Consider the following 25,200-nt stretch of genomic DNA (forward strand, 5'->3'; position numbering starts at 1 on the left):
AGGTAAAAGAGTGGGGGAACCCGCTCTTTTGTATTACTATCCGAGTTTTCTACATAAAGTGAACTACATTAAGTGGGTATCACTGATTGTAATTGAGGCCCACATGATAGGGGTCACACAAAAGTTGCTACAGGATGTGGCGGTCTTAATCTGTGTTCTTATTATTTCAGGCTTTTACGGACAGTTAATCCCATTACGCTTTTTCTCACCTTTGATTGAACTAAGGTAAGAAATTACTGCCCGTTAAAGCGGGATAATGTCTTCGTAGAATCTCCCTGCTGTTAAAGCAGGGTATTTTCATCATGTGACTAGTGAAGGAGGGTATGAATGAGTAAAAAAGTAACGGATATTGTCGAGGAGCTAGTGACACCCATTTTGGAAGAACTAGAGTTAGAACTAGTTGATGTTGAGTATGTAAAAGAAGGAAAAGACTGGTTCTTGAGAGTATATATAGACTCAAATAATGGAATTGACATTGAGCAATGCGGTATAGTGAGTGAGAAGCTAAGCGAGAAGCTAGATGAGCTTGATCCTATTTCACACCTTTATTTCTTAGAGGTATCTTCTCCAGGAGCAGAGAGACCTTTAAAGAGAGCGAAAGATTTTGAAAAGTCGATTGGAAAACAAGTATTTGTAAAAACGTATGAACCGATTGATGGGGAAAAGCAATTCGAGGGTGAGCTTACGAATTTCGATGGTGAAACAGTTACAATCACCTATATGGTGAAAGCCAGAAAGAAGGTTGCAACAATACCATATGAGAAAGTAGCCAGTGCCCGCCTTGCTGTCACATTTAACTAAAAAAGCATAATCAATAGTCAATTCTAAACATGGAAAAAGGGGGATCCAATTTAATGAGTAGTGAATTATTAGATGCCCTGTTAATGCTTGAAAAAGAAAAGGGTATTAGCAAGGATATATTGCTAGACGCGATAGAAGCAGCACTTATTTCTGCTTATAAACGAAATTTTAATCAGGCGCAAAACGTAAGAGTAGATGTGAATCCTGAATTGGGAACAATGCGAGTTTTTGCTCGCAAAGATGTTGTAGATGACGTGTTTGATCCGAGATTAGAAATATCAGTTGAACAAGCGAAATCTATTAATCCTAATTATCAAGCGGGTGATGTACTTGAGCTTGAAGTTACACCTAAGGATTTTGGAAGAATTGCCGCACAAACTGCCAAGCAAGTTGTGACTCAGCGAGTTCGAGAAGCGGAGCGAGGAGTCATATATTCCGAATTTATCGACCGTGAAGAAGATATCATGACTGGTATCGTTCAACGTCAAGATGCTCGTTTTATCTATGTGAATTTAGGTAAAATTGAAGCGTTGTTACCAGCTGCTGAACAAATGCCGAATGAATCGTATAAACCACATGACCGAATTAAGGTTTTTATCACAAAAGTAGAGAAAACCACAAAGGGGCCACAAATTTTTGTTTCTAGAACACATCCTGGACTTTTAAAGCGATTATTTGAACTTGAAGTTCCAGAGATTTATGACGGAACAGTTGAGATTAAATCTGTTGCGAGAGAAGCTGGTGATCGTTCGAAAATCTCCGTTTATTCTGAGAATGAGGATTTGGATCCAGTTGGTTCTTGTGTTGGTCCTAAGGGACAACGTGTACAGGCAATTGTGAATGAATTAAAAGGTGAAAAAATTGATATTGTTAAATGGTCCAAAGATCCAGTAGAATTTGTGGCTAATGCATTAAGTCCTTCACAAGTGGAGGAAGTAAGAGTAAATGAAGAAGAGAAGGCGACGGTTGTGATTGTACCAGATAACCAGCTATCTCTTGCAATAGGTAAGCGTGGCCAAAATGCCCGTCTAGCAGCAAAACTGACAGGCTGGAAAATTGATATTAAAAGCCATTCAGATGCAGAAAAACTAGGGCTTTTTAACAATCAGCCACTTTTCAATGATAAAGAAGACTTTGAAGACGACGAACTGTCAACAGAAGAAATTGATTAAGAGGTGAGTGACAGTGAGCAATCGAAAAGTCCCACAGCGGAAGTGTGTCGTCACTCAAGAAATGATGGATAAAAAAGAGCTTATACGTATTGTTCGATCAAAAGAGGGAGAAGTTTCCATTGATTTAACAGGTAAAAAGTCTGGGCGCGGTGCTTATTTAAGTAAGAATAAGGATGTTATTTTACAGGCAAAGAAGAAAAACGTGCTCGCAAATCATTTAAAGGCTCAAATAAGTGACTCACTTTACGACGAACTACTCTCTCTTGTTGAGAAAGAGGGATAATATGATATGAATGAGCAGCCATGGAAATCTCTTCTTGGTTTAGCAGCCAGGGCGAGGAAGATTGTTTCAGGTGAAGAGTTAGTCGTAAAGGGAATTCAAAGAAAAACGGTGAAACTTGTGCTTTTATCGAAGGATGCTTCAGGCAATACGGAAAAAAAGATTACAGATAAATGCTCTTATTATCGTATTCCACTTCGCTTAGTAGAAAACCGTGATGAGTTAGGTCAAGCAATTGGAAAAGACGCAAGGGTCGTAATAGGAGTAATGGATGAGGGATTTGCCAACAAGCTAAACACATTGCTCGAGGAATAAATTCGGGGGTGAACGTATGAGTAAAGTGCGTGTATATGAATATGCAAAAAAACAGAACATTACAAGTAAAGAAGTGATTAACATATTAAAAGAATTAAATGTAGAAGTAACCAACCATATGTCTACAATTGAGGACGAAGTAGTCGAGAAATTAGACAGCCGATTCTCAAAAAAAGTGGGAAAAGCTGAAACCACAGCTATACAGAATAACGAAACTAAACAGGAAAAGACCGAAACTGATCAGCCAAAAGTAAAGAGTAAAGCTTATGAAACGGATGAAGATGAGGAAGAAATTGAAGTTCCTCGTAAGAAAAAAGGTGCAAATAAACGGAAAGAAAAAGATAATAAGAAGTCTAACCAACAGGAGCAAGCTGCATTGCAAAAAAATCGAAATAAAAAACATGGCAAACATAACCCAACACAAAAAGTAACAGAACTACCAGAAAAGATCACATTTGAAGGAACACTAACAGTGGCTGAATTAGCTGCAAAGCTTGGTAAGGAACCTTCTGAGCTAATAAAGAAACTATTCCTTCTAGGTACAATGGCTACAATTAACCAAGATCTTGATAAAGATACGATTGAACTTCTAGCAGGTGATTATGGTGTAGAAGTTGAGGAACTTATAACATATGAAAAAACAGAGTTTGAAGGATATGAAATTGAAGATAAACCAGAAAACTTAGAGGAGCGTCCTCCAGTCGTTACAATCATGGGACATGTTGACCACGGGAAAACAACTTTATTAGATTCTATTCGAAACACAAAGGTTACAGAAGGTGAAGCGGGTGGAATCACTCAGCATATTGGGGCTTATCAAGTAGTAGTAAATGAAAAGAAAATTACATTTTTAGATACACCGGGTCACGCTGCCTTTACAACAATGCGGGCTCGTGGTGCTCAGATTACAGATATTACGATTCTGGTTGTGGCAGCTGATGATGGTGTAATGCCACAAACGGTCGAGGCAATCAATCATGCGAAAGCTGCTGAAGTACCGATTATTGTTGCAGTAAATAAAATTGATAAACCTTCTGCAAATCCAGATCGTGTCATGCAAGAGCTTACAGAACATGGTTTAGTACCTGAGGCGTGGGGCGGAGATACGATTTTCGTACCAGTTTCAGCGTTAAGCGGTGAAGGTATTGATGATCTACTCGAGATGATTGTTCTTGTAAGTGAAGTAGAAGAGTGGAAAGCAAACCCAAAACGTTTTGCAACAGGAACTGTGATTGAAGCACAGCTTGATAAAGGTCGTGGATCAGTTGCAACCCTTTTAGTGCAGAATGGGACATTACGTGTTGGAGATCCAATCGTAGTTGGAAGTGCCCATGGGCGGGTTCGTGCAATGGTGAATGATATTGGCAGACGCGTAAAGGAAGCAGGTCCTTCCACGCCTGTTGAGATTACTGGTTTAAATGATGTTCCTCAAGCTGGGGACCAATTCATGGTATTTGCTGATGAAAAAATGGCACGCTCTGTCGGTGAAGCACGTGCACAAAAGCAACTCGCTGCCCAGCGTAGCGAAGGAGCTAAATTAAGCTTAGAGGATTTATTTGAACAAATTAAACAAGGTGATATTAAAGACATTAACATCATTGTAAAAGGTGATGTTCAAGGTTCAGTTGAAGCTCTTTCTGCATCTCTTTTGAAGATAGACGTTGAAGGAGTAAGAGTCAAGATCATTCACACTGGTGTTGGAGCAATTACAGAATCTGATATCATCCTTGCATCTGCTTCTAATGCAATTGTAGTTGGTTTCAATGTCCGCCCAGACGTTAATGCAAAACGCACAGCAGAGGCTGAAGATGTTGATATTCGTCTTCACAGAATAATTTATAATGTAATTGATGAAATAGAATCGGCGATGAAGGGAATGCTAGATCCTGAGTACGAAGAAAAAGTTATCGGTCAAGCAGAAGTTCGTACTACCTTCAAAGTATCGAAAGTCGGTACAATCGCAGGAAGCTATGTAACGGATGGGAAAATTACACGTGATAGTGGCGTGCGTGTCATTCGTGATGGAATTGTTATTTTTGAAGGTCAACTTGATACGTTAAAGCGATTCAAGGATGATGTAAAGGAAGTAGCACAAGGATATGAGTGCGGTATTACAATAGAGAAATTCAATGATATTAAAGAAGGCGATGTTATTGAAGCCTATGTTATGCAGGAAATCGCTAGAAAATGATTGGATTTGTTCAATGTGAATGCATCATTTATGATGCTGGGTCACTAAAGGAAAAACGTGCGGTTTTGCAACGGATTATGTCAAGAATAAAGCAGAAATTTAATGTTTCTGTATCAGAAATTGATCATCACGATGTTTGGCAACGGACAACTATAGGAATTGTTGCCATCACAACATCCAAGCATACGACAGAACGAGAGTTGCAAAATGCGCTGAATCTTATTGATTCTTTTCCTGAGATAGAAAGGGCTATTACTAGCTTTGAATGGTATTAAGACGAGGTGATCGTATGAGTTTACGTGCAACTCGAGTCGGGGAGCAAATGAAAAAAGAGCTAGGCGAGATAATTGGTCGAAAAATTAAAGATCCTCGCATTGGCTTTGTCACAGTAACAGATGTTGAAGTAACAGGTGATTTACAACAGGCAAAAGTGTTTATCTCTGTCCTAGGAGATGACGAACAAAGGCAAAACACGCTAAAGGGTTTAGCGAAAGCAAAAGGGTTTATAAGATCAGAAATTGGTCAGCGTATAAGATTGCGTAAAACTCCTGAAATAACGTTTGAATTTGACGAGTCTGTTGACTATGGAAATCGAATAGAGTCTTTACTGGCCGATTTAAACAAAAATACTAAGCATGATGACGCATAAGCTTTTGTAGCGGAGATGAAAGGCTTTTACCCTATTCTTCACCCATTGATTAAGGATAGACTTTATGTCTATCCTTTTATTGCTATAAAGCTGTTTGGAGGGTAAAAATGGACGGAATATTATTATTACATAAACCAAAAGGATTAACTTCCCATGACTGTGTCTTTAAAGTCAGAAAACTATTAAAAACTAAGAAGGTTGGTCACACTGGAACGCTGGATCCTGACGTAACAGGAGTTCTGCCTATATGTATTGGTAGAGCAACTAAAATTGCAGAATATGTTACAGGTACAAGTAAAACGTATATCGGTGAAGTAACCATTGGTTATTCCACCATTACAGAGGATTCATCAGGGGAAATCGTTCAAAAAAAGGAAGTAGATAGAACGATCACTAGAAGCGAAATAGAAGAAGTACTTCAAGGCTTGATGGGCAAGCAGCTTCAAACACCACCCATGTATTCAGCTGTAAAGGTAAACGGTAAACGCTTATATGAGTATGCTAGGAAAGGAATGGAGATAGAACGTCCGACTAGGGAGATTACCATACATGATTTACAGCTTTTAGATGATAGAAGTGTTTTTGAGGGAGAAACGATATCCTTTCAATTTAAAGTAACATGTAGTAAAGGGACTTATGTACGTACACTCGCTGTTACAATTGGAGAGAAGCTTGGTTTTCCTGCCCATATGTCACATCTTATACGCACTGCATCGGGAGGCTTTCAAATTGAAGAGTGTATTACCTTTGAAGAAATAGAAAAGGTGCTTGAGCTTGGTCAAATTCAATCCATTCTCATCCCACTGGAGCGTGCGCTTGCACATTTGCCTAACTTACAAATAGATGATAAAGTAGCAATGAAAGTTCGAAATGGAGCAGTCTTAGAAGCTGTTGAACTCCTAAATAACGCACCATTTATTGTATTGTTAGATGAAAGCCATAGGGCACTGGCAATATATGAGAAACATCCTAGTAAACCTGGATTAATGAAACCAATGAAAGTGTTACGTAATTAGGGGAATATGTTAGAAATAAGGTGATAAAAAGTGGAAACTTTTTTTCTTAACCATCCACATCATATCAAGAGAGAATTAACGAAACCGAAAGCGATGGCTTTTGGCTATTTTGATGGCGTCCACCTCGGTCATCAACAAGTGATAAACGAAGCTAGAAAAATGGCACATAGGAAAGGCTATCAGAGTGCTGTAATGACATTTCATCCACACCCTTCGATTGTCCTAGGCAAGAATAACCCAATTAGGCATTCATTAACTCCACTGAATGATAAAATTGAAATCATAGAAAGCCTTGGGGTGGATGAATTGTATGTAGTCGAATTTTCCGAAGCTTTTTCGATGTTACTTCCACAAGAATTTGTAGATAGCTATATCATTGGTTTACATGTTAAACATGCTGTAGCTGGATTTGATTTTACATATGGAAAAATGGGGAAAGGAACGATGGAAACACTCCCATTTCATTCACGCCATGAATTCGAGCAAACGGTAGTAGGAAAAATCGAATTAGCTCATAAAAAAGTAAGCTCTACTTATATTCGATCTTTACTCCAAGAAGGAGATGTATCAAAGGTACAGATGCTATTGGGTAGGAATTACAAAATTAAAGGTACTATTATTCATGGAGAAAAAAGAGGGAGAACAATCGGTTTTCCAACTGCCAATATAAAGATGGAAGAACAATACTTACTCCCGAAACTTGGAGTGTATGTAGTCAAATTAAAGGTTCGGGATACATGGTATGAAGGTGTTTGTAACATCGGACTTAAACCAACATTCCATGATGATTTAAAGGAAGTTTCCATCGAAGTGCACCTTCTTGAATTTAGTGATACGATTTATGATCAAAAAGTTGAACTGGAATTCATCGCTCGTATCCGTGATGAACAAAAATTTGGAAATATTCAGGAGTTAATTGATAGAATTCATAGAGATGTATCAGAAGCAAAAAACTTCTTTAATTCTTTAATCATCCCTACATTAAAAGATTAACCTAACCTGTAACCATTTAAAAAACTTGCATTATGATTTGAAATTATGTATGATAGAAAGCGTATGTTATGAACCATTGCTTGGCAAGTCGATTCACCGACGCTTGCTCGGTAATAGGGGATTTATAAAATAGGAGGTGAAAAGGATGGCTTTAACACAAGAGCGTAAGAACGAAATCATTGCTGAATACAAAACTCATGCAACAGATACTGGATCACCAGAAGTTCAAATTGCTGTCCTAACAGAGCAAATCAATACTTTGAACGATCATTTACGTACTCATAAGAAAGATCACCACTCACGTCGTGGTCTACTTAAGATGGTTGGTAAGCGTCGTAACTTACTTAACTACCTACGTAATAAGGATGTAACTCGTTATCGCGATTTAATTAACAAGCTTGGTCTTCGTCGATAAATGTTGGTTATGTTTAAGTAAAAGCGGGAAATATCCCGCTTTTTTATTATATTATTTATAAATCCCATTAATTTCCGGTTATACTAGTTTTTACTACGATTTTCGTTAAAAATTATTTACATATACTTCATCTATTTGATATGTTTTAATCAATATAGGAAATACTACATACTGGATTATTTATTTTCTAGGAATAAAATAGTAATTTTGGAAATGCAAGAGAGGGGTACTCATCAATATGGGACAAGAAAAACAAGTCTTCTCCATGGAATGGGCTGGTCGTCCACTGGTTGTTGAAGTAGGACAGTTAGCAAAACAAGCAAATGGAGCTGTACTCATTCGTTATGGAGATACTGCTGTTTTATCAACAGCAACAGCATCGAAAGAACCAAAAGATTTAAGCTTTTTCCCACTTACAGTGAACTATGAAGAAAGACTATATGCCGTTGGGAAAATTCCAGGTGGCTTTATTAAGCGTGAAGGTCGACCTAGTGAAAAGGCTATTCTAGCAAGTCGATTAATTGACCGCCCAATTAGACCACTATTTGCTGAAGGGTTTAGAAACGAAGTTCAAGTCATTAGTATCGTCATGAGTGTGGATCAGGATTGTTCATCTGAAATGGCAGCTATGTTCGGGTCTTCACTTGCCTTATGTGTTTCAGACATACCGTTTGAAGGACCTATCGCTGGGGTAACAGTTGGTAGAGTAAACGGGGAATTCCTAATCAATCCTTCTGTTGACCAAATGGAACAATCAGATATAGATTTAGTTGTTGCTGGTACAAAGGAAGCCATAAACATGGTAGAGGCTGGAGCAAATGAAGTTCCAGAAGAAACAATGTTAGAGGCAATCATGTTTGGACATGAGGAAATCAAACGATTAATTGAGTTCCAAGAAAAGATAGTTGGTCAAGTTGGAAAAGAAAAGAGAGAAGTTATTCTTTATGAAGTGAATAAAGAAATAGAAAATGAAGTTAGAGCACTTGCTGAAGAAAAAATGAAGTTAGCTGTTCAAGTCTTTGAAAAACATGCACGTGAAGAAGCGATTAACGAAGTAAAAAAAGAAGTTATGGCAGTTTTTGAAGAAAAAGAGCTTGATGATAAAGCATTAAAAGAAGTATCAGAAGTCCTTTATATGCTTGTAAAGGAAGAAGTTCGTCGACTAATTACACAAGATAAAGTTAGACCAGATGGTCGAAAGAAAGATGAAATCAGGCCATTAACTTCAGAGGTAGGTATATTACCAAGAACACACGGTTCAGGACTTTTCACCCGCGGACAAACCCAAGCTTTAAGTGTTTGTACATTAGGAGCTTTAGGGGATGTGCAAATTTTAGATGGGCTTGGAATTGAAGAAGAGAAGCGCTTTATGCATCATTACAACTTCCCACAATTTAGCGTAGGGGAAACAGGACCGATAAGAGGCCCAGGTAGAAGAGAGATCGGTCATGGCGCACTAGGAGAAAGAGCATTAGAACCAATCATACCGTCAGAGAAGGATTTCCCGTATACTATTCGCCTTGTTTCAGAAGTTCTCGAGTCTAATGGATCAACTTCCCAAGCAAGTATTTGTGCAAGTACACTTGCAATGATGGATGCAGGTGTGCCTATTAAAGCACCAGTGGCTGGTATTGCGATGGGGCTTGTGAAAAAGGATGAACACTATACTATTCTTTCTGATATACAAGGGATGGAAGATCACTTAGGAGATATGGATTTTAAAGTAGCTGGAACAGCAAATGGTGTCACAGCTCTTCAAATGGATATAAAAATAGATGGGTTGTCGAGGGAAATTTTGGAAGAAGCCTTAACCCAAGCTAAAGTTGGTCGTATGCATATATTAGAGCATATGTTAAGCACTATTAATGAGCCTCGTGTTGAACTGTCTCGTTATGCACCAAAAATCTTAACAATGAGTATTAACCCAGATAAAATCCGAGATGTGATTGGGCCAAGTGGTAAGCAAATCAACAAGATAATTGAAGAAACAGGTGTTAAAATTGATATCGAGCAAGATGGTACAATCTTTATCTCTTCCATTGATGAACCAATGAATCAAAAGGCGAAGAAAATTATAGAGGATATCGTACGAGAAGTAGAAGTTGGCCAAATGTACTTAGGTAAAGTAAAGCGTATTGAAAAGTTTGGCTGCTTTGTTGAGATATTTAGTGGAAAAGATGGTCTTGTCCATATTTCTGAATTAGCCGAGGAACGTGTAGGTAAAGTTGAGGATGTTGTGTCAATTGGTGATGAAATCTTAGTAAAGGTTACTGAGATTGATAAGCAAGGAAGAGTGAACCTATCACGTAAAGCAGTTCTAAAACAACAAAAGGAAGAAAACCCAACATCTTAGAAATAATCAGAACAGAAGCTGGGAGTACCGGCTTCTTTTTGTTGCATACCATTTAGAATTTGGAATTGAGCTACGTCCACTTTTAGTTCTACCTTGTCCCCCTTGTACATAATTTTTACTACAAAGGGGGAAGTATAAATGAAAAGAATGATGATTCAGCTAATTGCTTTTTCAACTATTCTTCTATTAACTTTTAGTTCGGTGCAAAATCCCTTCGCTAATGATTATTTAAGCCAAATGAAACAAGCGGCAATTACTGTTTCTACTGTGCATGATGATTTATTTAAGGAGATTGAATCGAAGAAAGCAGAATATGAAATACAACCACAAAATGCTGAAATACATAAAGTGTGGAAAGCAACACCTGGGTATAACGGTTTATCAGTTGATGTTGAAAAATCATATGAGAATATGAAGAAGGATGGTGTCTTTGACCCAAAAAGGTTAGTGTTTAAGGAGGTGCCGCCATCCGTACATCTATCTGACCTGCCGCCCCAGCCTATTTACCGTGGCCATCCAGATAAACAGATGGTAGCATTTTTAATTAATGTAGCTTGGGGGAATGAATATATCCCAACAATGCTTGAGATATTAAAAAAACATAAAGTAACCGCTACCTTTTTTCTTGAAGGCCGCTGGGTGAAAGAAAATCCAGAGCTCGCAAAGATGATTGTAGATGCTGGTCATGAAGTAGGTAATCATTCTTACAGTCATCCCAACTTGAAAACAATGACTGGCACTTTAGTAAGAGACCAGTTAGTTAACACGAATGAAGTAATTGAAGCAACTACAGGAGTAACACCTAAATGGTTTGCTCCCCCCAGTGGAAGTTATCGTCAAGAGGTCGTGGAAATTGCTTCTGAATTAAATATGAGAACGATTATGTGGAGTGTTGACACTATTGATTGGCAAAAACCATCACCTGAAGTCTTAATCAATCGAGTCATGCAAAAAGTACATCCTGGAGCCTTAATATTGATGCATCCAACTGAATCAACATCTCAATCACTTGATCGATTAATTGTCCAAATCAAAGAAAAAAAATTAAAGATTAGCAACGTATCTAACTTGTTGAGTGAGAAACGAGTAGAATAATCATTGCAGTATTTAAATAAAACTTATTCATTCTACTTTGTTATAAGCATCACGATTGGAGGAAAAGCAGTTGATAAAAAAATATACATGTAAAAACGGTGTAAGAATTGTATTAGAAAACATCCCAACGGTAAGATCGGTTGCAATTGGAGTTTGGATTGGCACCGGTTCTCGAAATGAGTCCAAAGAAAATAATGGGATCTCTCACTTTCTTGAGCATATGTTCTTTAAAGGAACAAAAACTCGTTCTGCAAGGGAAATTGCTGAATCTTTCGATAGTATTGGTGGTCAAGTGAATGCATTTACTTCTAAAGAGTACACATGCTATTATGCAAAAGTACTAGATGAACATTCTAACTATGCTTTAGAGGTACTTGCTGATATGTTTTTTAATTCTACTTTTGATGAGGAAGAACTAAAAAAGGAAAAGAACGTTGTGTATGAAGAAATTAAAATGTATGAGGATACACCTGATGATATAGTTCATGACTTGTTAAGTCGTGCCTCGTATAAAGACCATTCGTTAGGATATCCAATTTTAGGAACAGAGGAAACCTTAGCCTCTTTTAATGGCGACTCTCTCCGTCAATATATGAATGATACATATACCCCTGAAAATGTAGTTGTATCAGTAGCTGGAAATATTGATGAAACCTTTATTAAGGAGATTGAGGGATATTTTGGCGAATTTACAACAACGGGTGCACGGCCCGAAGAAACAGCCCCTTCCTTCTTTACTGAAAAGCTATCTAGAAAAAAGGAAACGGAACAGGCTCATTTATGCTTAGGCTATAAAGGTCTCCCTGTTGGGGATGAACATATATACAGCTTAATCGTTCTAAATAATATTTTAGGCGGTAGTATGAGTAGTCGCTTATTTCAAGAAGTTCGTGAACAAAGGGGTTTAGCCTATTCTGTTTATTCTTATCACTCATCCTATAAGGATAGTGGTATGCTTACGATATATGGTGGTACTGGAAGTGCACAGTTAAATCTTCTATTTGAAACGATCCAGCAAACATTAAATAAATTGATGGATTCAGGGATTACATCCAAGGAGTTAAAAAACAGTAAAGAACAGATAAAGGGCAATTTAATGCTAAGTTTAGAAAGCACGAACAGCCGCATGAGTAGAAATGGAAAGAATGAACTTCTTTTAAAGAAACATCGTTCTTTAGATGAGATTTTAGAAAATGTGGAGGAAGTAACAGAAGCGTCCGTAAATAACCTTGGAAGAAGACTTTTTCAATCAGATGTGTCTGTAGCTTTAATTAGTCCAGATGGTGCTTTGCCAGAGAATCTAAAATAAATAATTTGTAGAGTGCCTGTAGGTTAAGCAAACTTACAGGCATTTTTTAATTTGACTTCTTATACAATGATAAAAAGAGTGTACAAGTTAAGGAGGGGAAAATAATTGAGACTAAGTGAGTTAAGTGGTAAAGAATTAGTAGATTTAAAAAAGGCGGAACGTCTTGGTATTCTTGGGCAAACTGATTTAGAAATTGATGAAACAACGGGGCACATTAAGGCTTTCATTATTCCGTCTGTCAAATGGTTTGGATTTAGGAAACAAGGAAATGAAGTACGAGTACCATGGCATCATATAAAAAAAATCGGAACAGATATGATCATTATCGATATCCATGAGGATCATCATTAAAAACCCTTCTATCCTAGAAGGGTTTTTACTATGAAATAAGCTGATTCATTCACCTATATTTAACTACTTACATAAGATGTGGAAGTAAACAGATTCGTATGGCGTTAGACTTTTAAATAATCTGGGTCCAGCACCTAGCCAAGATGAAATTGCAAAGATTGTCGCAAATTCATCCTACTCGATAGAAAAAGAAATATCACTTCTTCCTTGGGCAAAAAACCCTAAAGAGTAAAAAGGGAGAAATGGCCTTTTTTCTCATCAAGGAACATTTGCTCTGCTTTAGGCAAAACGGGCGCTCTGAGCCTTTTCAAGCAAGACTAAAAAAAGAAGGTGAATGAAGACATGTTAACTGGATTGCATATAGCAATTATTGGTGGAGATGCAAGACAGCTTGAAGTCATTCGCAAGCTAACTGATTTAGATGCTAAGCTTTCCCTAATTGGATTTGATCAACTAGATCATGGTTTTACCGGTGCTTCAAAGGAACAACTTGACGAGGTGGATTTCTCAAATGTTGATTCCATTATCCTACCTGTCGCTGGTACAAATAATGAGGGTGAGGTAGATACAATTTTTTCTAATGAAAAAGTTGTATTAACAGAGGAACTTCTGTCAAATACACCGGAACATTGTGTGATCTATTCAGGAATCAGTAATCATTATCTTGATAACTTAGCAGAGAAAATTAAAAGAAGGCTTGTGAAATTATTTGAACGTGATGATGTCGCCATTTATAACTCCATTCCAACCGTTGAAGGAACAATTATGATGGTGATTCAACATACAGAATTTACGATTCACAACTCCAATGTTGCAGTCTTAGGAATGGGGCGTGTAGGATTAAGCGTTGCACGAACGTTTGCAGCTCTTGGGGCAAACGTGAAGGTTGGGGCACGAAAGAGTGAGCATATCGCAAGAATTTTTGAGATGGGAATGAAGCCGTTTCATCTATCTCATTTAGAAAGTGAAATCCAGGATGTAGACGTTTGTATTAATACCATTCCACATCACATTGTAACAGCAAGTGTTATTTCACGAATGCTTCCACACACTTTAATCATTGATTTAGCATCAAAACCTGGTGGCACTGATTTTAGATATGCAGAAAAAAGAGGGATTAAAGCTCTGTTAGCTCCTGGTTTACCTGGAATTGTTGCACCAAAAACCGCTGGGCAAATTGTCGCCAATGTTTTGTCAAAATTATTAAGAGAAGACATCTTAGAGCGAAAGGGGAATAAAGAATGACTTCACTTAAAGGTAAAAGAATAGGATTTGGATTAACAGGTTCACACTGCACGTATGATGCAGTGATACGTCCAATTGAACAGCTGGTGGAGGCTGGTGCAGATGTGTTACCAGTTGCAACTACTACGGTGATGACAACTGATACGAGGTTTGGTAAAGGGGAAGATTGGATAGCGAAGTTAGAAGAGATTACCGGTAACAAACTAATTGATTCGATTGTCAAAGCTGAACCTTTAGGCCCGAAGATTCCACTTGATTGTATGATTATTTCACCTTTAACAGGTAACTCCATGAGTAAATTTGCTAATGCAATGACGGATTCCCCTGTATTAATGGCTGCAAAAGCAACATTAAGAAACCAAAAACCTGTTGTTCTAGGGATTTCAACGAATGATGCTCTTGGTTTAAATGGTATGAATCTCATGAAATTAATGGCTACAAAAAATATCTACTTTATCCCTTTTGGTCAAGATGCACCAGATAAAAAACCTAATTCTATGGTTGCTAGAATGAGTGCTTTAAAAGATACGGTCATTGCAGCTATAGAAGGGAGACAAATACAGCCTGTAATCATCGAGAGATTTTTAGATGGAGAATAAAAAAGGGTGCGTAAAAATAGTAAGATTATGCTACAATGAATGCATAGTAAAGGAGAGAATCATGATATTTTCTCCTTTCTTTACTTCATTTTATCATTAACATTCCGAAAAGGGGTATATATATGGCAAATGGATTTCATGTTGCAGTTGTAGGTGCAACTGGTGCAGTAGGAGAACAAATGCTTAAAACATTAGAAGATAGAAATTTTCCAATATCAAAACTAACATTACTATCTTCAAAACGTTCAGCAGGAAAGAAGGTAGTGTTTAAAGGCCAAGAAATTGTAGTGGAAGAAGCAACACCTGGTAGCTTTGAAGGAGTCCAAATAGCATTATTTAGTGCAGGGGGATCAGTTTCTAAACAATTTGCTCCAGAAGCGGTAAAGCGTGGTGCAATTGTCATTGATAATACTAGTGCATTTAGAATGGATGAAGGGACTCCACTCGTAGTACCAGAAGTAAACGAAGAGGAACTTCATAACCACAATGGGATTATTGCAAATCCTAATTGTTCAACCATACAAATGGTTGTTGCATTAGAGCCTATTCGCAAGGCATTTGGTCTAAATAAGATTATCGTATCAACATACCAGGCAGTATCAGGTGCTGGTGCAGCTGCAGTTGAAGAATTAATGAATCAAACAAAAGCCATCATGATGGGAGAAGAGGTAAAACCGAATATTCTTCCTGTTGGCTCAGATGAAAAAAAATATCAAATAGCTTTTAATGCAATTCCACAAATTGATAAGTTCCAAGATAATGGTTATACGTTTGAGGAAATGAAGATGATTAACGAGACAAAGAAAATTATGAATATGCCCGAATTGCAAGTTGCTGCAACTTGTGTTCGACTACCGATTGCAACTGGACACTCTGAGAGCTTATTTTTAGAAGTAGAAAAAGATGGTGTGACAAGAGAAGATATCCAAAAATTGTTAGCTAATGCTCCTGGCGTCACTTTGCAAGATAATACAAGTGAACAAATATATCCAATGCCAGCACATTGTGTAGGAAAAAATGATGTATTTGTTGGACGTATCCGAAAGGATCTTTCTAACGATAAGGGCTTTCAAATGTGGGTCGTTTCCGATAATCTATTAAAAGGTGCAGCATGGAACTCTGTTCAAATCGCAGAAAGTCTAGTAAAACTTGGGATTGTCAAGTAACTTTAAAGTAAGGGACGATGTTTATCTCCCTGCCTCTTTACATCATGAATGGGGTGCTGACATGAAAATTATTGTTCAGAAATTTGGTGGTACTTCCGTTAAAGACGAAGAGAGCCGCCTACATGCAATCAAGCATATAGAAGTAGCGTTAGATCAAGGGTATAAAGTTGTTACAGTTGTGTCTGCTATGGGGAGAAGTGGTGATCCTTACGCAACTGACACTTTACTCAGTCTAGTAAATGGGTTAGACGGTAAGATTAGTAAAAGAGAATACGATTTATTGCTTTCATGCGGAGAAATTATCTCATCTGTTGTATTTTCAAACATGTTAAACGAACGGGGCATTAAGTCCGCAGCGATTACTGGAGCAAAGGCTGGATTTCGTACAAATAATGACTATCAAAATGCAAAGATTATCGATATGCAGTGTGAGCCGATTATTCAAATGCTTGAAGAGTTTGATGTCATTATAGTTGCCGGTTTCCAGGGGTTGTCAAAGGAAAATGAGGTTACAACACTAGGTAGAGGGGGGAGTGATACTTCTGCCTCTGCGCTCGGTGTAGCATTAAATGCAGAGTGGATTGATATTTTCACTGACGTGGAAGGAGTAATGACGGCAGATCCAAGAATTGTTGAATCTGCAAGACCTTTAAATGTTGTCACCTATACAGAAATTTGTAATATGGCCTATCAAGGTGCTAAAGTGATTCATCCACGAGCAGTAGAAATAGCTATGCAAGGTAAGGTCCCCCTAAGAATCCGATCTACCTATACAAATACTTTAGGGACACTGGTGACATCTCTTGGAGATGCAAAAAAGGGAACCGACTTTTCGGAACGAGTCATTACTGGAATTGCTCATGTATCGAATGTTACCCAAATAAAAGTCTTCTCTAAAGAAGGACATTATGATACTCAAACCGAAGTATTTAAGGGAATGGCAAACGCTGAAATAAGTGTTGATTTTTTTAATATTACACCAACTGGTGTTGTTTACACTGTTTCAGGTGAGAATACAGAGCCCGCCATTAAAATTCTTCAAAAACTAGGCTATGACCCTGTGGTTACGAGAAATTGTGCAAAAGTATCTGCTGTTGGTGCAGGTATGAGTGGTGTTCCTGGTGTAACTTCTAAAATAGTTACTTCTCTATCAGAAAACGGGATTCAAATTCTTCAATCAGCAGATAGTAATACAACCATCTGGGTTTTAGTGAAAGAAGAGGACTTAGTAAAAGCAGTAAATGCATTACATGATGCCTTTCAACTTTCGGAAGAACATGTAAAATAGGAAGTTCAAGGGGGATTTAGATTAATGGATTTTGGAAAAGTATCGACAGCAATGGTGACTCCTTTCGATTCGAAAGGAAATATTGACTTTGCGAAGACAACTCAATTAATTAACTATTTAATAAACAATGGAACAGACTCTTTAGTAGTTGGAGGTACTACTGGGGAATCACCTACACTTACATCGGAAGAGAAGATTGCATTGTTCAAGCATGTTGTCTCAACTGTTAATGGTAGGGTTCCTGTTATAGCTGGAACTGGTAGCAATAATACTAGGGCTTCGATTGAACTTACAAAAAAAGCTGAAGAAGCAGGTGTGGATGCTGTAATGGTCGTTGCACCATATTATAATCGTCCATCACAAGAGGGACTTTATCAACATTTTAAAGCAGTAGCTGAATCAACGAAGCTACCTTTCATGGTTTATAATGTCCCTGGACGTACCGCCGTCAATATTTCACCAGAAACTATTATCCGATTAGCTGAAATTGATAATATTGTAGCTGTGAAAGAGGCTAGTGGAGATTTAGATGCCATGACATTGATTATTGCTAATACAACAGATGATTTTCGCCTGTATTGTGGTGATGATGGACTCACACTCCCTGTCTTAGCAATAGGAGGTGCGGGGATTGTATCAGTAGCCTCTCATATTATTGGGCCTGAAATGCAGTCTATGATTCGATCATTTATATCTGGTGACCTACAAACGGCTGCCACAGAGCACGGACGTCTATTACCAGTTATGAAAGGGTTATTTATGGCACCAAGCCCAACACCTGTTAAAACGGCATTACAACTTAAAGGGTTGGATGTTGGATCTGTAAGGTTGCCGTTGATTCCGTTATCAGAGCAGGAGCGTCAACAGTTAATAAACATTTTAAATACATTAAATTAATGAAGAAGGTCAGCCATTTCGGTTGACCTTTTCCGCTTCACATCGCATTTTTTATTGAAAAATAACACCCTTCCCCTATTGTGACTAAATATAGAACGTATAAAATACAAAGTTGTTATAAGCGATGGTTTATTCTCAATTGATAATCTTGCCTAATGAGCTAGGGATAAATTCACTTGTCTTCCATTTCTTTCATCAGTTATAATGTTGATATGGTTTAAGGGACGGGGCTTATATTAGATACAGATAGTAGGAGGACTTGACATTGACGAATCAAGAGACAGAAAAAATAAAGGTGTTTGCCCTCGGAGGAGTAGGGGAAGTCGGGAAAAACATGTACGTAATTGAAACTGGTAGCCAAATTTTTATAGTGGATGCCGGATTAATGATACCAGAAGATGAAATGCTAGGTATTGACATGGTTATACCAGATATATCCTATCTAATGGATCATAAGACAAAGGTGAAAGCCATTTTTATCACTCATGGACATGAGGAACACATGGGGGCATTAACCTATATTTTACGTAAGTTAGAAGTACCTGTCTTTGGTACAAAATTTACGTTAGCACTTCTAAAGGAAGAATTAGAGCAGGCTAATGTAAGAAAGAGTGATCTTAAAGAAGTGGATCGAACAACTATTCTTACATTTGATGAAGTAAAGGTATCTTTTTTTAGAACGACCCATAGTATACCAGATTCCGTAGGTATTGTTTTTCATACTGATCAAGGTGCAATTGTACATAGTGGTGATTATAAGTTTGACCCTACATCGATAGGAGTGTTTAGCACCGATATTGATATAATGGCACAGGTGGGATCTGAAGGTGTCCTTTGTCTCTTATCAGACAGTATGAATGCTGAAAAGCCAGGACATACTGGCTCTGAAAACCAAGTGGGTCAGGAGTTTAGTGATGCCTTTTATAATATTGAAGGTCGAATTATTGTTGTAACATATGCAACCAATATACAACGACTTCAATCCATATTTCTTGCCGCAAATGAATCGGGTCGAAAAGTGGGGATTGTCGGTCAGAAGATGACACGAGTTGTCGAAATAGCAAAAGGATTAGGTTATTTGACTATACCAGAAGATACACTAGTCTCGTATAATGAAATCATGCAATTGCCAAGTAATCAGGTTGTAATGATTACGACCAATCACCAAGGAGAGCCAGTTGCTGCATTATCTAAGATTGCGAAGGGTACACATAAGCAAATTCAAGTTTCTCAAGGTGATACGTTTATTTTTGCAGCAGCTTCATCCCCAGGGACTGAAATTAGTATCTCTAAATCTGTCGACTTGTTATATAGAGCAGGAGCTAATGTGATTAGTGGAGGTTCAAAGAGATTCCATGCCTCTGGACATGGCAGTCAAGAGGATATAAAAATGATGCTTCATTTAATGAAACCAAAGTATATTGTTCCAATCCACGGTGAATATAGAATGCAAAAGGCTCATGCTAAAATTGCAAAGTCGATGGGAATGCAGGATGACCAAATCATCATTTTAGAAAAAGGTGAAGTCATTGAATTTACTGATCAAAAGGCAAGCTACGGCTCAAAAGTGTATGCCGGGAATGTTCTGATAGATGGACTTGGAATAGGAGACGTTGGTAATATTGTCTTGCGAGATCGTAGATTATTATCGCAGGATGGTATCTTAGTGATTGTTGTGACCTTAAGTAAGGATAGAAATGAAATAGTAGCTGGACCGGAGATTATCTCAAGAGGGTTCGTCTATGTGAGAGAATCAGAACAATTACTGATTGATGCAACGGGAATTGTTAAAGATATATTAGATAAATGCATAAAAGATCAAATTATGGATTGGTCTACATTAAAGCTAAGCATTAGAGATTCGTTAAATCAGTATTTATATGAAAAGACGAAGCGAAGACCGATGATATTACCGATTATTATGGAAGCATAAAAGAAAGTCTATCCTTTATAAAGGATAGACTTTTTATGTGTGCCAGGAATGTTCATCAACTCGACGGTGAAAGTCCGTTATGGGCGTTGGGATATGCGAACCACTATTCGAAGGCAGGTATTCTGTGGTGACATGGAATCTGAAGGAAGCCCTAGAAAATTCCTCGGTCTGAGGTACACTTCGAGGTTCCTATTTCAGGACGAATCGGCATAATAAGGTGAAGTCCAAAATATCCCCGGATGAAATTGGAATAAATGTGACAGATATTTTTTATCAGTCGTTATTTCATAAACTTTCGAACCGCCGTATACCGGACGGTACGTACGGCGGTGAGAGAGGTCGGTGCATTTTGGCGCCTCCTACTCGATTATCTATAAGTCTCGATCGCTTCTTTATTTCTCTTAGAATTAAATTAATATGAACGTTCATACTAAAGGTATCTTATTGTTTGAAAGGAGACTTCTCTGTTTATGGACAACATTTTTTCTGGACAAAAAAGTGAAGAAGAGCAAGAAAAAAAAGACGAAGCAAAAGAAGGACTTATCGATAAAATACAGCAGTTAGGTCAAACCAATATTCCACAAATGACAAATGATTCGAAAATTCATTGCTTAACCATAATTGGTCAAATTGAGGGGCATGTCCAGCTTCCCCCACAAAATAAAACAACCAAGTATGAACATTTAATTCCGCAAATTGTTGCAATTGAACAAAACCCTAAGATCGAGGGTTTACTTATTATTTTGAATACAGTCGGAGGGGATGTAGAGGCAGGTTTAGCTATTGCGGAAATGATTGCATCTTTATCTAAACCAACTGTCTCCATTGTATTAGGTGGAGGTCACTCAATTGGAGTACCTATCGCAGTTTCAACCGACTATTCTTTTATTGCTGAGACTGCAACCATGACCATTCATCCTGTTCGGTTAACTGGACTTGTTATTGGTGTTCCACAAACATTTGAGTATCTAGATAAAATGCAAGATCGAGTGGTTAGATTTGTTACAAGACATTCAAATGTTACAGAAGACCGATTTAAAGAACTTATGCTTTCAAAGGGAAATTTAACTCGCGATATTGGTACAAATGTAGTAGGTGAAGATGCAGTTAAATATGGATTGATTAATGAGGTTGGCGGTGTAGGTAAAGCCTTATTGAAAATTAACTCACTAATTGAAGAGAGAAATAATATAAAAGAAGATGGGAAGATGCTTCAATGATTCTATATACGGTGATGCCTCAAGAAGTTATGTTTCCTATGAATGAATCAGATTTTCAAAATCAACAGCTTATTTCTATGAATGGAGTTTCACTACTTGTCGAAAGAACTGATAATCAGGACTATCGGGTTATACGCTGTTTAAGCACAGATCCACAGCATTTCTTATGTGAACAATACGCTCCCGGTAATCTCATCTCAAATTAATAGTTTAGAACTTAAGGAAATCCTTAAGTTCTTTTTTTTGCTTAGGAAATGATAAAAGCTCACCATTTGTGGATAACTTAGTGATGTGCGTAGTAATCCGGCTCCAGAGCCCAGCCAAGATGAAATTGCAAAGATCGTCGCAATTTCATCCTACTCGAGGGAAAAAGAAAAATCACTTTTTTCCTTGGTCAAATAACCCTTGAAGAGTAAAAGGGAAAGAGCGCCCTTTTTCTCTTCAAGGAACATTTGCTATGCCAGAGGCTAAACGGGGCGCCCTGAGCCTTTTGTTCTTGTCATAAGGAAACAAGCATTGTATTATCAGAACAGTTATTCTTATAATAGAGATATACATATTAAGAAAGTAACAGAGGTGTAAGCATGGCAAAACAGAAGCAAAGGCAAAAGCGAAAAAGTCAAGAATGGAAGCAGACTCTTAAATATGAACTGATCGGATTAACTCTGTTTGCTGTTACGTGTATTGCAATTTCAAGTTTAGGTATGGTTGGTGGAGTCTTAACGAAATTCACAAGATTTTTCATGGGTGAATGGTACATGTTATTACTCCTAGGATTTCTAGTACTATCGATATACCTAATCTGGAAAAGGCAATATCCTCATTTATTTAAACAAAGGCTTATCGGAATTTATTTTATAACCGGTTCATTACTGCTGTTTAGTCATGTAAATTTATTTGAATTACTGATTAGAGATGGTGTATTTAAAGAACCTTCTGTAATTAAAAATACGTGGGAGCTATTTTGGATGGAAGTAAATGGTGATACTGCGACTACAGATCTTGGCGGAGGGATGATAGGAGCAACTCTATTTGCTTTATTCCACGTTTTATTTGCTGCACAAGGGACAGAACTAATTGCGTTATTGTTCATGGTAATTGGAGCAATCTTGATTTCTGGAAAATCGTTAAAGGATGTAATGGAAAAAATGGTTTCTCCTCTCTTCCAAATGTTAAAAAGGCAATTTTTTGCATTTCTTACAGATATGAAAGCATGGCTGAAAAATATCGGAAAACGAAAATCCTCATCTAACCGCGCAAATACAAAAAAGAAAAAAGAAGTGGTAATAGAAGATGATTCGAACCTTGATACTTATACAGATGAGATCGATCATGAGAATATCCAGGAAGAGGAGCCAATTATCGTTCGTCCTATCATTTCTAACTTTCAAGATCGTGCGACAAAAATGGATGTTCATCATGCAGCAGAAGAGAGTAAAGAACAAAGCCATGATGTAAATGAAGAACCATTAGATACTCTCACAAATTCTAACAAAATTACATTTGCAGAGGAGGAAAATCTCGATTATGAGCTTCCTCCCCTTGATTTACTCACGCAGCCAAAGAATCAATCAACCGGACAAGACAATGAGTATATTCGAATCAATATTCGTAAGCTTGAACGAACATTTGAAAGCTTTGGCGTTAAAGCTAAGGTAAAAAAAGTACACCTTGGACCGGCTGTAACAAAATATGAAGTGTATCCAGATGTAGGGGTCAAGGTTAGTAAGATTGTAAATCTTTCTGATGATCTTGCTCTTGCTCTTGCAGCGAAAGATATAAGAATCGAAGCACCTATCCCTGGAAAATCAGCTGTAGGGATAGAGGTGCCAAATGCAGAGGTATCAATGGTGTCACTTCGAGAAGTGCTTGAATCCCATAATCATAATTTGGATTCCAAGCTATTAATAGGTCTTGGTAGAGATATTTCTGGTGAAGCAGTCGTGTCAGAACTTAATAAAATGCCACATCTACTTGTAGCAGGTGCCACTGGCAGTGGAAAAAGTGTATGTATAAATGGAATCATTACGAGTATTTTAATGAGGGCTAAACCTCACGAAGTAAAAATGATGATGATTGACCCAAAGATGGTAGAGCTAAATGTATATAATGGTATTCCACACCTGTTAGCACCTGTTGTAACAGATGCTAAAAAAGCTTCACAAGCATTGAAAAAAGTTGTCTCTGAAATGGAAAGAAGATATGAGCTATTCTCACATACTGGAACTAGAAATATAGAGGGATATAATGACTATATAAAAAGACAAAACCAGTTAGAGGATGGAAAGCAACCGTTACTCCCATTTATAGTCGTGATTGTAGACGAATTAGCAGATTTGATGATGGTTGCTTCCTCAGATGTTGAAGATGCGATCACACGTCTCGCACAAATGGCACGTGCTGCTGGAATACATTTAATCATTGCGACACAACGACCATCTGTAGATGTTATAACAGGGGTAATAAAAGCGAATATTCCTTCACGTATCGCTTTTAGTGTATCGTCTCAAACAGATTCAAGAACTATATTAGATATGGGTGGAGCTGAGAAGTTATTAGGAAAAGGGGACATGCTTTTCTTGCCAGTAGGTATGTCAAAGCCTATCAGGGTTCAAGGAGCCTTCTTATCTGACCAAGAAGTTGAGGATATTGTAAATTTTGTAATAGAACAACAAAAAGCTCAATATCAAGAAAACATGATACCGACAGAAGCTCAGACTGTTCAAGAAGAGGTAGAAGATGAATTATTTGATGATGCCGTTCAGTTAGTTATTGAGATGCAAACTGCCTCTGTTTCTATGCTGCAAAGGAGATTCAGAGTAGGGTACACTCGCGCTGCAAGATTAATTGATGCGATGGAAGCAAGAGGGATTGTAGGTCCTTATGAAGGAAGTAAACCTAGAGAAGTGCTTGTCTCTGCAAACCAAGAAGAAGCATCATCATAAATAAAGAAGAGGAATATCCCTCTTCTTTTAAATCGCTTACATTATCGATAACAATTTTCGACAAAATCATATTTTCTATTTATTTCTTAAGCAAATAATGATATCATTTTCCATTAGGAGAAGGTATGTACATAAAGGTTAGACATCTTACTTTAGTTTTCATTCAGCTTGGAAAAGCAACTGGAGGTCGGCTCATGTCTATAAAATCCGATAACCGGCATTTGTATTTACAGGTGATTGACCGGTTAAAAGGTGATATTGAAAAGGGTTTTTATAAGGAGCGCGAAAAATTACCGTCTGAATTCGATTTGGCAAAACAGCTAGGAGTTAGTCGTGCTACATTAAGGGAAGCTCTTCGCATACTTGAAGAAGAAAACGTTGTCATTCGAAGACATGGCGTGGGCACGTTCGTAAATGCAAAGCCATTATTTACTTCTGGGATTGAACAGCTAAATAGTGTGACAAACATGATTATCCAAGCTGGTAAAGTACCTGGTACAATCTTTTTATCTTCATCTGTGCAAGGGCCGACAGAAGAGGATGTACGACGTTTCCAATGTTCTATTGATGATGAAATTACAGTAGTGGAACGAGTTCGTACAGCAGATGGCGAGCCAGTCGTTTATTGTATTGATAAAATTCCAAGTCAATATATCCCTCAGGGCTATAGCCATCGCGGGGAATCATTATTCGATTTGCTCGAAAAAGAAGGGAAATATATTTCATATGCTGTCGTTCATATTGAACCACTTGGTTATCACGAGAAAATATCTCCAATATTAGAGTGCGAGCCAGAGACAGCACTACTTTTATTAAAACAAATGCACTATGACCAAAACGATCACCCTGTGTTGTTTTCATTAAACTATTTTAGAGCTGACAAGTTTAGCTTTCATGTACTAAGGAAAAGGGTGTAAGACACTAAATCACCCACCCGAAATTAGACCTTTCTTGAATAGTTAACAGC

General features: G+C 37.7%; 24 protein-coding genes. All 24 read left to right on the forward strand.

Translation table 11 applies throughout. The annotated features are described in order from the left end of the window. Positions 1-327 precede the first annotated feature (327 nt). The 24 genes from rimP (at position 328) to ACFSCX_RS04780 (ending at position 25,150) form a co-directional block, all read left to right on the forward strand. The gene (gene rimP, locus ACFSCX_RS04665; protein WP_377926960.1) at positions 328-801 is read left to right on the forward strand and encodes a ribosome maturation factor RimP; all 474 of its coding nucleotides are present in this window, start codon (positions 328-330) and stop codon (positions 799-801) included. 53 nt (positions 802-854) lie between these two features. Next, positions 855-1,973, forward strand: a complete 1,119-nt coding sequence (gene nusA, locus ACFSCX_RS04670; protein WP_377926961.1) for a transcription termination factor NusA — start codon at positions 855-857, stop codon at positions 1,971-1,973. Between the two features lie 13 nt (positions 1,974-1,986). Beyond that, the gene (rnpM, locus tag ACFSCX_RS04675; RefSeq protein WP_377926962.1) at positions 1,987-2,256 is read left to right on the forward strand and encodes an RNase P modulator RnpM; all 270 of its coding nucleotides are present in this window, start codon (positions 1,987-1,989) and stop codon (positions 2,254-2,256) included. Positions 2,257-2,262: 6 nt separating this feature from the next. Further along, positions 2,263-2,568: a YlxQ family RNA-binding protein gene (locus ACFSCX_RS04680; RefSeq protein WP_377926963.1), complete on the forward strand. Its 306-nt coding sequence runs from the start codon at positions 2,263-2,265 to the stop codon at positions 2,566-2,568. A 16-nt stretch (positions 2,569-2,584) separates the two neighbouring features. Continuing rightward, positions 2,585-4,759, forward strand: a complete 2,175-nt coding sequence (gene infB / locus ACFSCX_RS04685) for a translation initiation factor IF-2 (protein WP_377926964.1) — start codon at positions 2,585-2,587, stop codon at positions 4,757-4,759. Then, positions 4,756-5,034 (forward strand): DUF503 domain-containing protein, encoded by a 279-nt coding sequence (locus tag ACFSCX_RS04690; RefSeq protein WP_377926965.1) that lies wholly within the window; start codon positions 4,756-4,758, stop codon positions 5,032-5,034. Before infB ends, ACFSCX_RS04690 begins: the two co-directional genes overlap by 4 nt. A gap of 14 nt (positions 5,035-5,048) precedes the next feature. After that, positions 5,049-5,408: a 30S ribosome-binding factor RbfA gene (rbfA, locus tag ACFSCX_RS04695; protein ID WP_377926966.1), complete on the forward strand. Its 360-nt coding sequence runs from the start codon at positions 5,049-5,051 to the stop codon at positions 5,406-5,408. 107 nt (positions 5,409-5,515) lie between these two features. Further along, positions 5,516-6,424, forward strand: a complete 909-nt coding sequence (gene truB / locus ACFSCX_RS04700) for a tRNA pseudouridine(55) synthase TruB (protein WP_377926967.1) — start codon at positions 5,516-5,518, stop codon at positions 6,422-6,424. A gap of 30 nt (positions 6,425-6,454) precedes the next feature. Then, a complete protein-coding gene (gene ribF, locus ACFSCX_RS04705; protein ID WP_377926968.1) occupies positions 6,455-7,417 on the forward strand; it encodes a bifunctional riboflavin kinase/FAD synthetase in 963 nt (320 codons plus the stop codon). Positions 7,418-7,562: 145 nt separating this feature from the next. Next, complete coding sequence (gene rpsO / locus ACFSCX_RS04710) at positions 7,563-7,832, forward strand: 30S ribosomal protein S15 (protein ID WP_377926969.1); 270 nt, start codon at positions 7,563-7,565, stop codon at positions 7,830-7,832. A gap of 238 nt (positions 7,833-8,070) precedes the next feature. Next, complete coding sequence (gene pnp / locus ACFSCX_RS04715) at positions 8,071-10,185, forward strand: polyribonucleotide nucleotidyltransferase (protein ID WP_377926970.1); 2,115 nt, start codon at positions 8,071-8,073, stop codon at positions 10,183-10,185. Between the two features lie 138 nt (positions 10,186-10,323). Further along, positions 10,324-11,280 carry a polysaccharide deacetylase family protein gene (locus ACFSCX_RS04720; RefSeq protein WP_377926971.1) on the forward strand — a complete coding sequence of 319 codons (957 nt, stop codon included), beginning with the start codon at positions 10,324-10,326 and terminating at the stop codon, positions 11,278-11,280. 70 nt (positions 11,281-11,350) lie between these two features. Continuing rightward, the gene (locus ACFSCX_RS04725) at positions 11,351-12,589 is read left to right on the forward strand and encodes a M16 family metallopeptidase (protein ID WP_377926972.1); all 1,239 of its coding nucleotides are present in this window, start codon (positions 11,351-11,353) and stop codon (positions 12,587-12,589) included. A 105-nt stretch (positions 12,590-12,694) separates the two neighbouring features. Beyond that, the gene (locus ACFSCX_RS04730) at positions 12,695-12,940 is read left to right on the forward strand and encodes a YlmC/YmxH family sporulation protein (RefSeq protein WP_377926973.1); all 246 of its coding nucleotides are present in this window, start codon (positions 12,695-12,697) and stop codon (positions 12,938-12,940) included. A gap of 342 nt (positions 12,941-13,282) precedes the next feature. Then, positions 13,283-14,185, forward strand: coding sequence for a dipicolinic acid synthetase subunit A (gene dpaA / locus ACFSCX_RS04735; protein ID WP_377926974.1), 903 nt, complete (start codon positions 13,283-13,285; stop codon positions 14,183-14,185). Continuing rightward, positions 14,182-14,784 (forward strand): dipicolinate synthase subunit B, encoded by a 603-nt coding sequence (locus tag ACFSCX_RS04740; protein ID WP_377926975.1) that lies wholly within the window; start codon positions 14,182-14,184, stop codon positions 14,782-14,784. Before dpaA ends, ACFSCX_RS04740 begins: the two co-directional genes overlap by 4 nt. A 122-nt stretch (positions 14,785-14,906) precedes the next feature. Next, positions 14,907-15,950: an aspartate-semialdehyde dehydrogenase gene (asd, locus tag ACFSCX_RS04745; protein ID WP_377926976.1), complete on the forward strand. Its 1,044-nt coding sequence runs from the start codon at positions 14,907-14,909 to the stop codon at positions 15,948-15,950. A 61-nt stretch (positions 15,951-16,011) separates the two neighbouring features. Further along, the gene (gene dapG / locus ACFSCX_RS04750; protein ID WP_377926977.1) at positions 16,012-17,238 is read left to right on the forward strand and encodes an aspartate kinase; all 1,227 of its coding nucleotides are present in this window, start codon (positions 16,012-16,014) and stop codon (positions 17,236-17,238) included. 24 nt (positions 17,239-17,262) lie between these two features. After that, the gene (gene dapA, locus ACFSCX_RS04755) at positions 17,263-18,135 is read left to right on the forward strand and encodes a 4-hydroxy-tetrahydrodipicolinate synthase (protein WP_377926979.1); all 873 of its coding nucleotides are present in this window, start codon (positions 17,263-17,265) and stop codon (positions 18,133-18,135) included. 265 nt (positions 18,136-18,400) lie between these two features. Beyond that, a complete protein-coding gene (locus tag ACFSCX_RS04760) occupies positions 18,401-20,068 on the forward strand; it encodes a ribonuclease J (protein WP_377926980.1) in 1,668 nt (555 codons plus the stop codon). A 470-nt stretch (positions 20,069-20,538) separates the two neighbouring features. Next, positions 20,539-21,288: a ClpP family protease gene (locus ACFSCX_RS04765; RefSeq protein ID WP_377926981.1), complete on the forward strand. Its 750-nt coding sequence runs from the start codon at positions 20,539-20,541 to the stop codon at positions 21,286-21,288. Further along, complete coding sequence (locus tag ACFSCX_RS04770; protein WP_377926982.1) at positions 21,285-21,494, forward strand: YlzJ-like family protein; 210 nt, start codon at positions 21,285-21,287, stop codon at positions 21,492-21,494. Before ACFSCX_RS04765 ends, ACFSCX_RS04770 begins: the two co-directional genes overlap by 4 nt. Positions 21,495-21,872: 378 nt before the next feature. Then, positions 21,873-24,233, forward strand: a complete 2,361-nt coding sequence (locus ACFSCX_RS04775) for an FtsK/SpoIIIE family DNA translocase (protein WP_377926983.1) — start codon at positions 21,873-21,875, stop codon at positions 24,231-24,233. Positions 24,234-24,427: 194 nt separating this feature from the next. Continuing rightward, positions 24,428-25,150 carry a GntR family transcriptional regulator gene (locus ACFSCX_RS04780; protein ID WP_377926984.1) on the forward strand — a complete coding sequence of 241 codons (723 nt, stop codon included), beginning with the start codon at positions 24,428-24,430 and terminating at the stop codon, positions 25,148-25,150. Positions 25,151-25,200 lie beyond the last annotated feature (50 nt).

The organism is Bacillus salitolerans, from assembly GCF_042680805.1.
GTDB classification, from domain to species: domain Bacteria; phylum Bacillota; class Bacilli; order Bacillales; family SA4; genus Bacillus_CJ; species Bacillus_CJ salitolerans.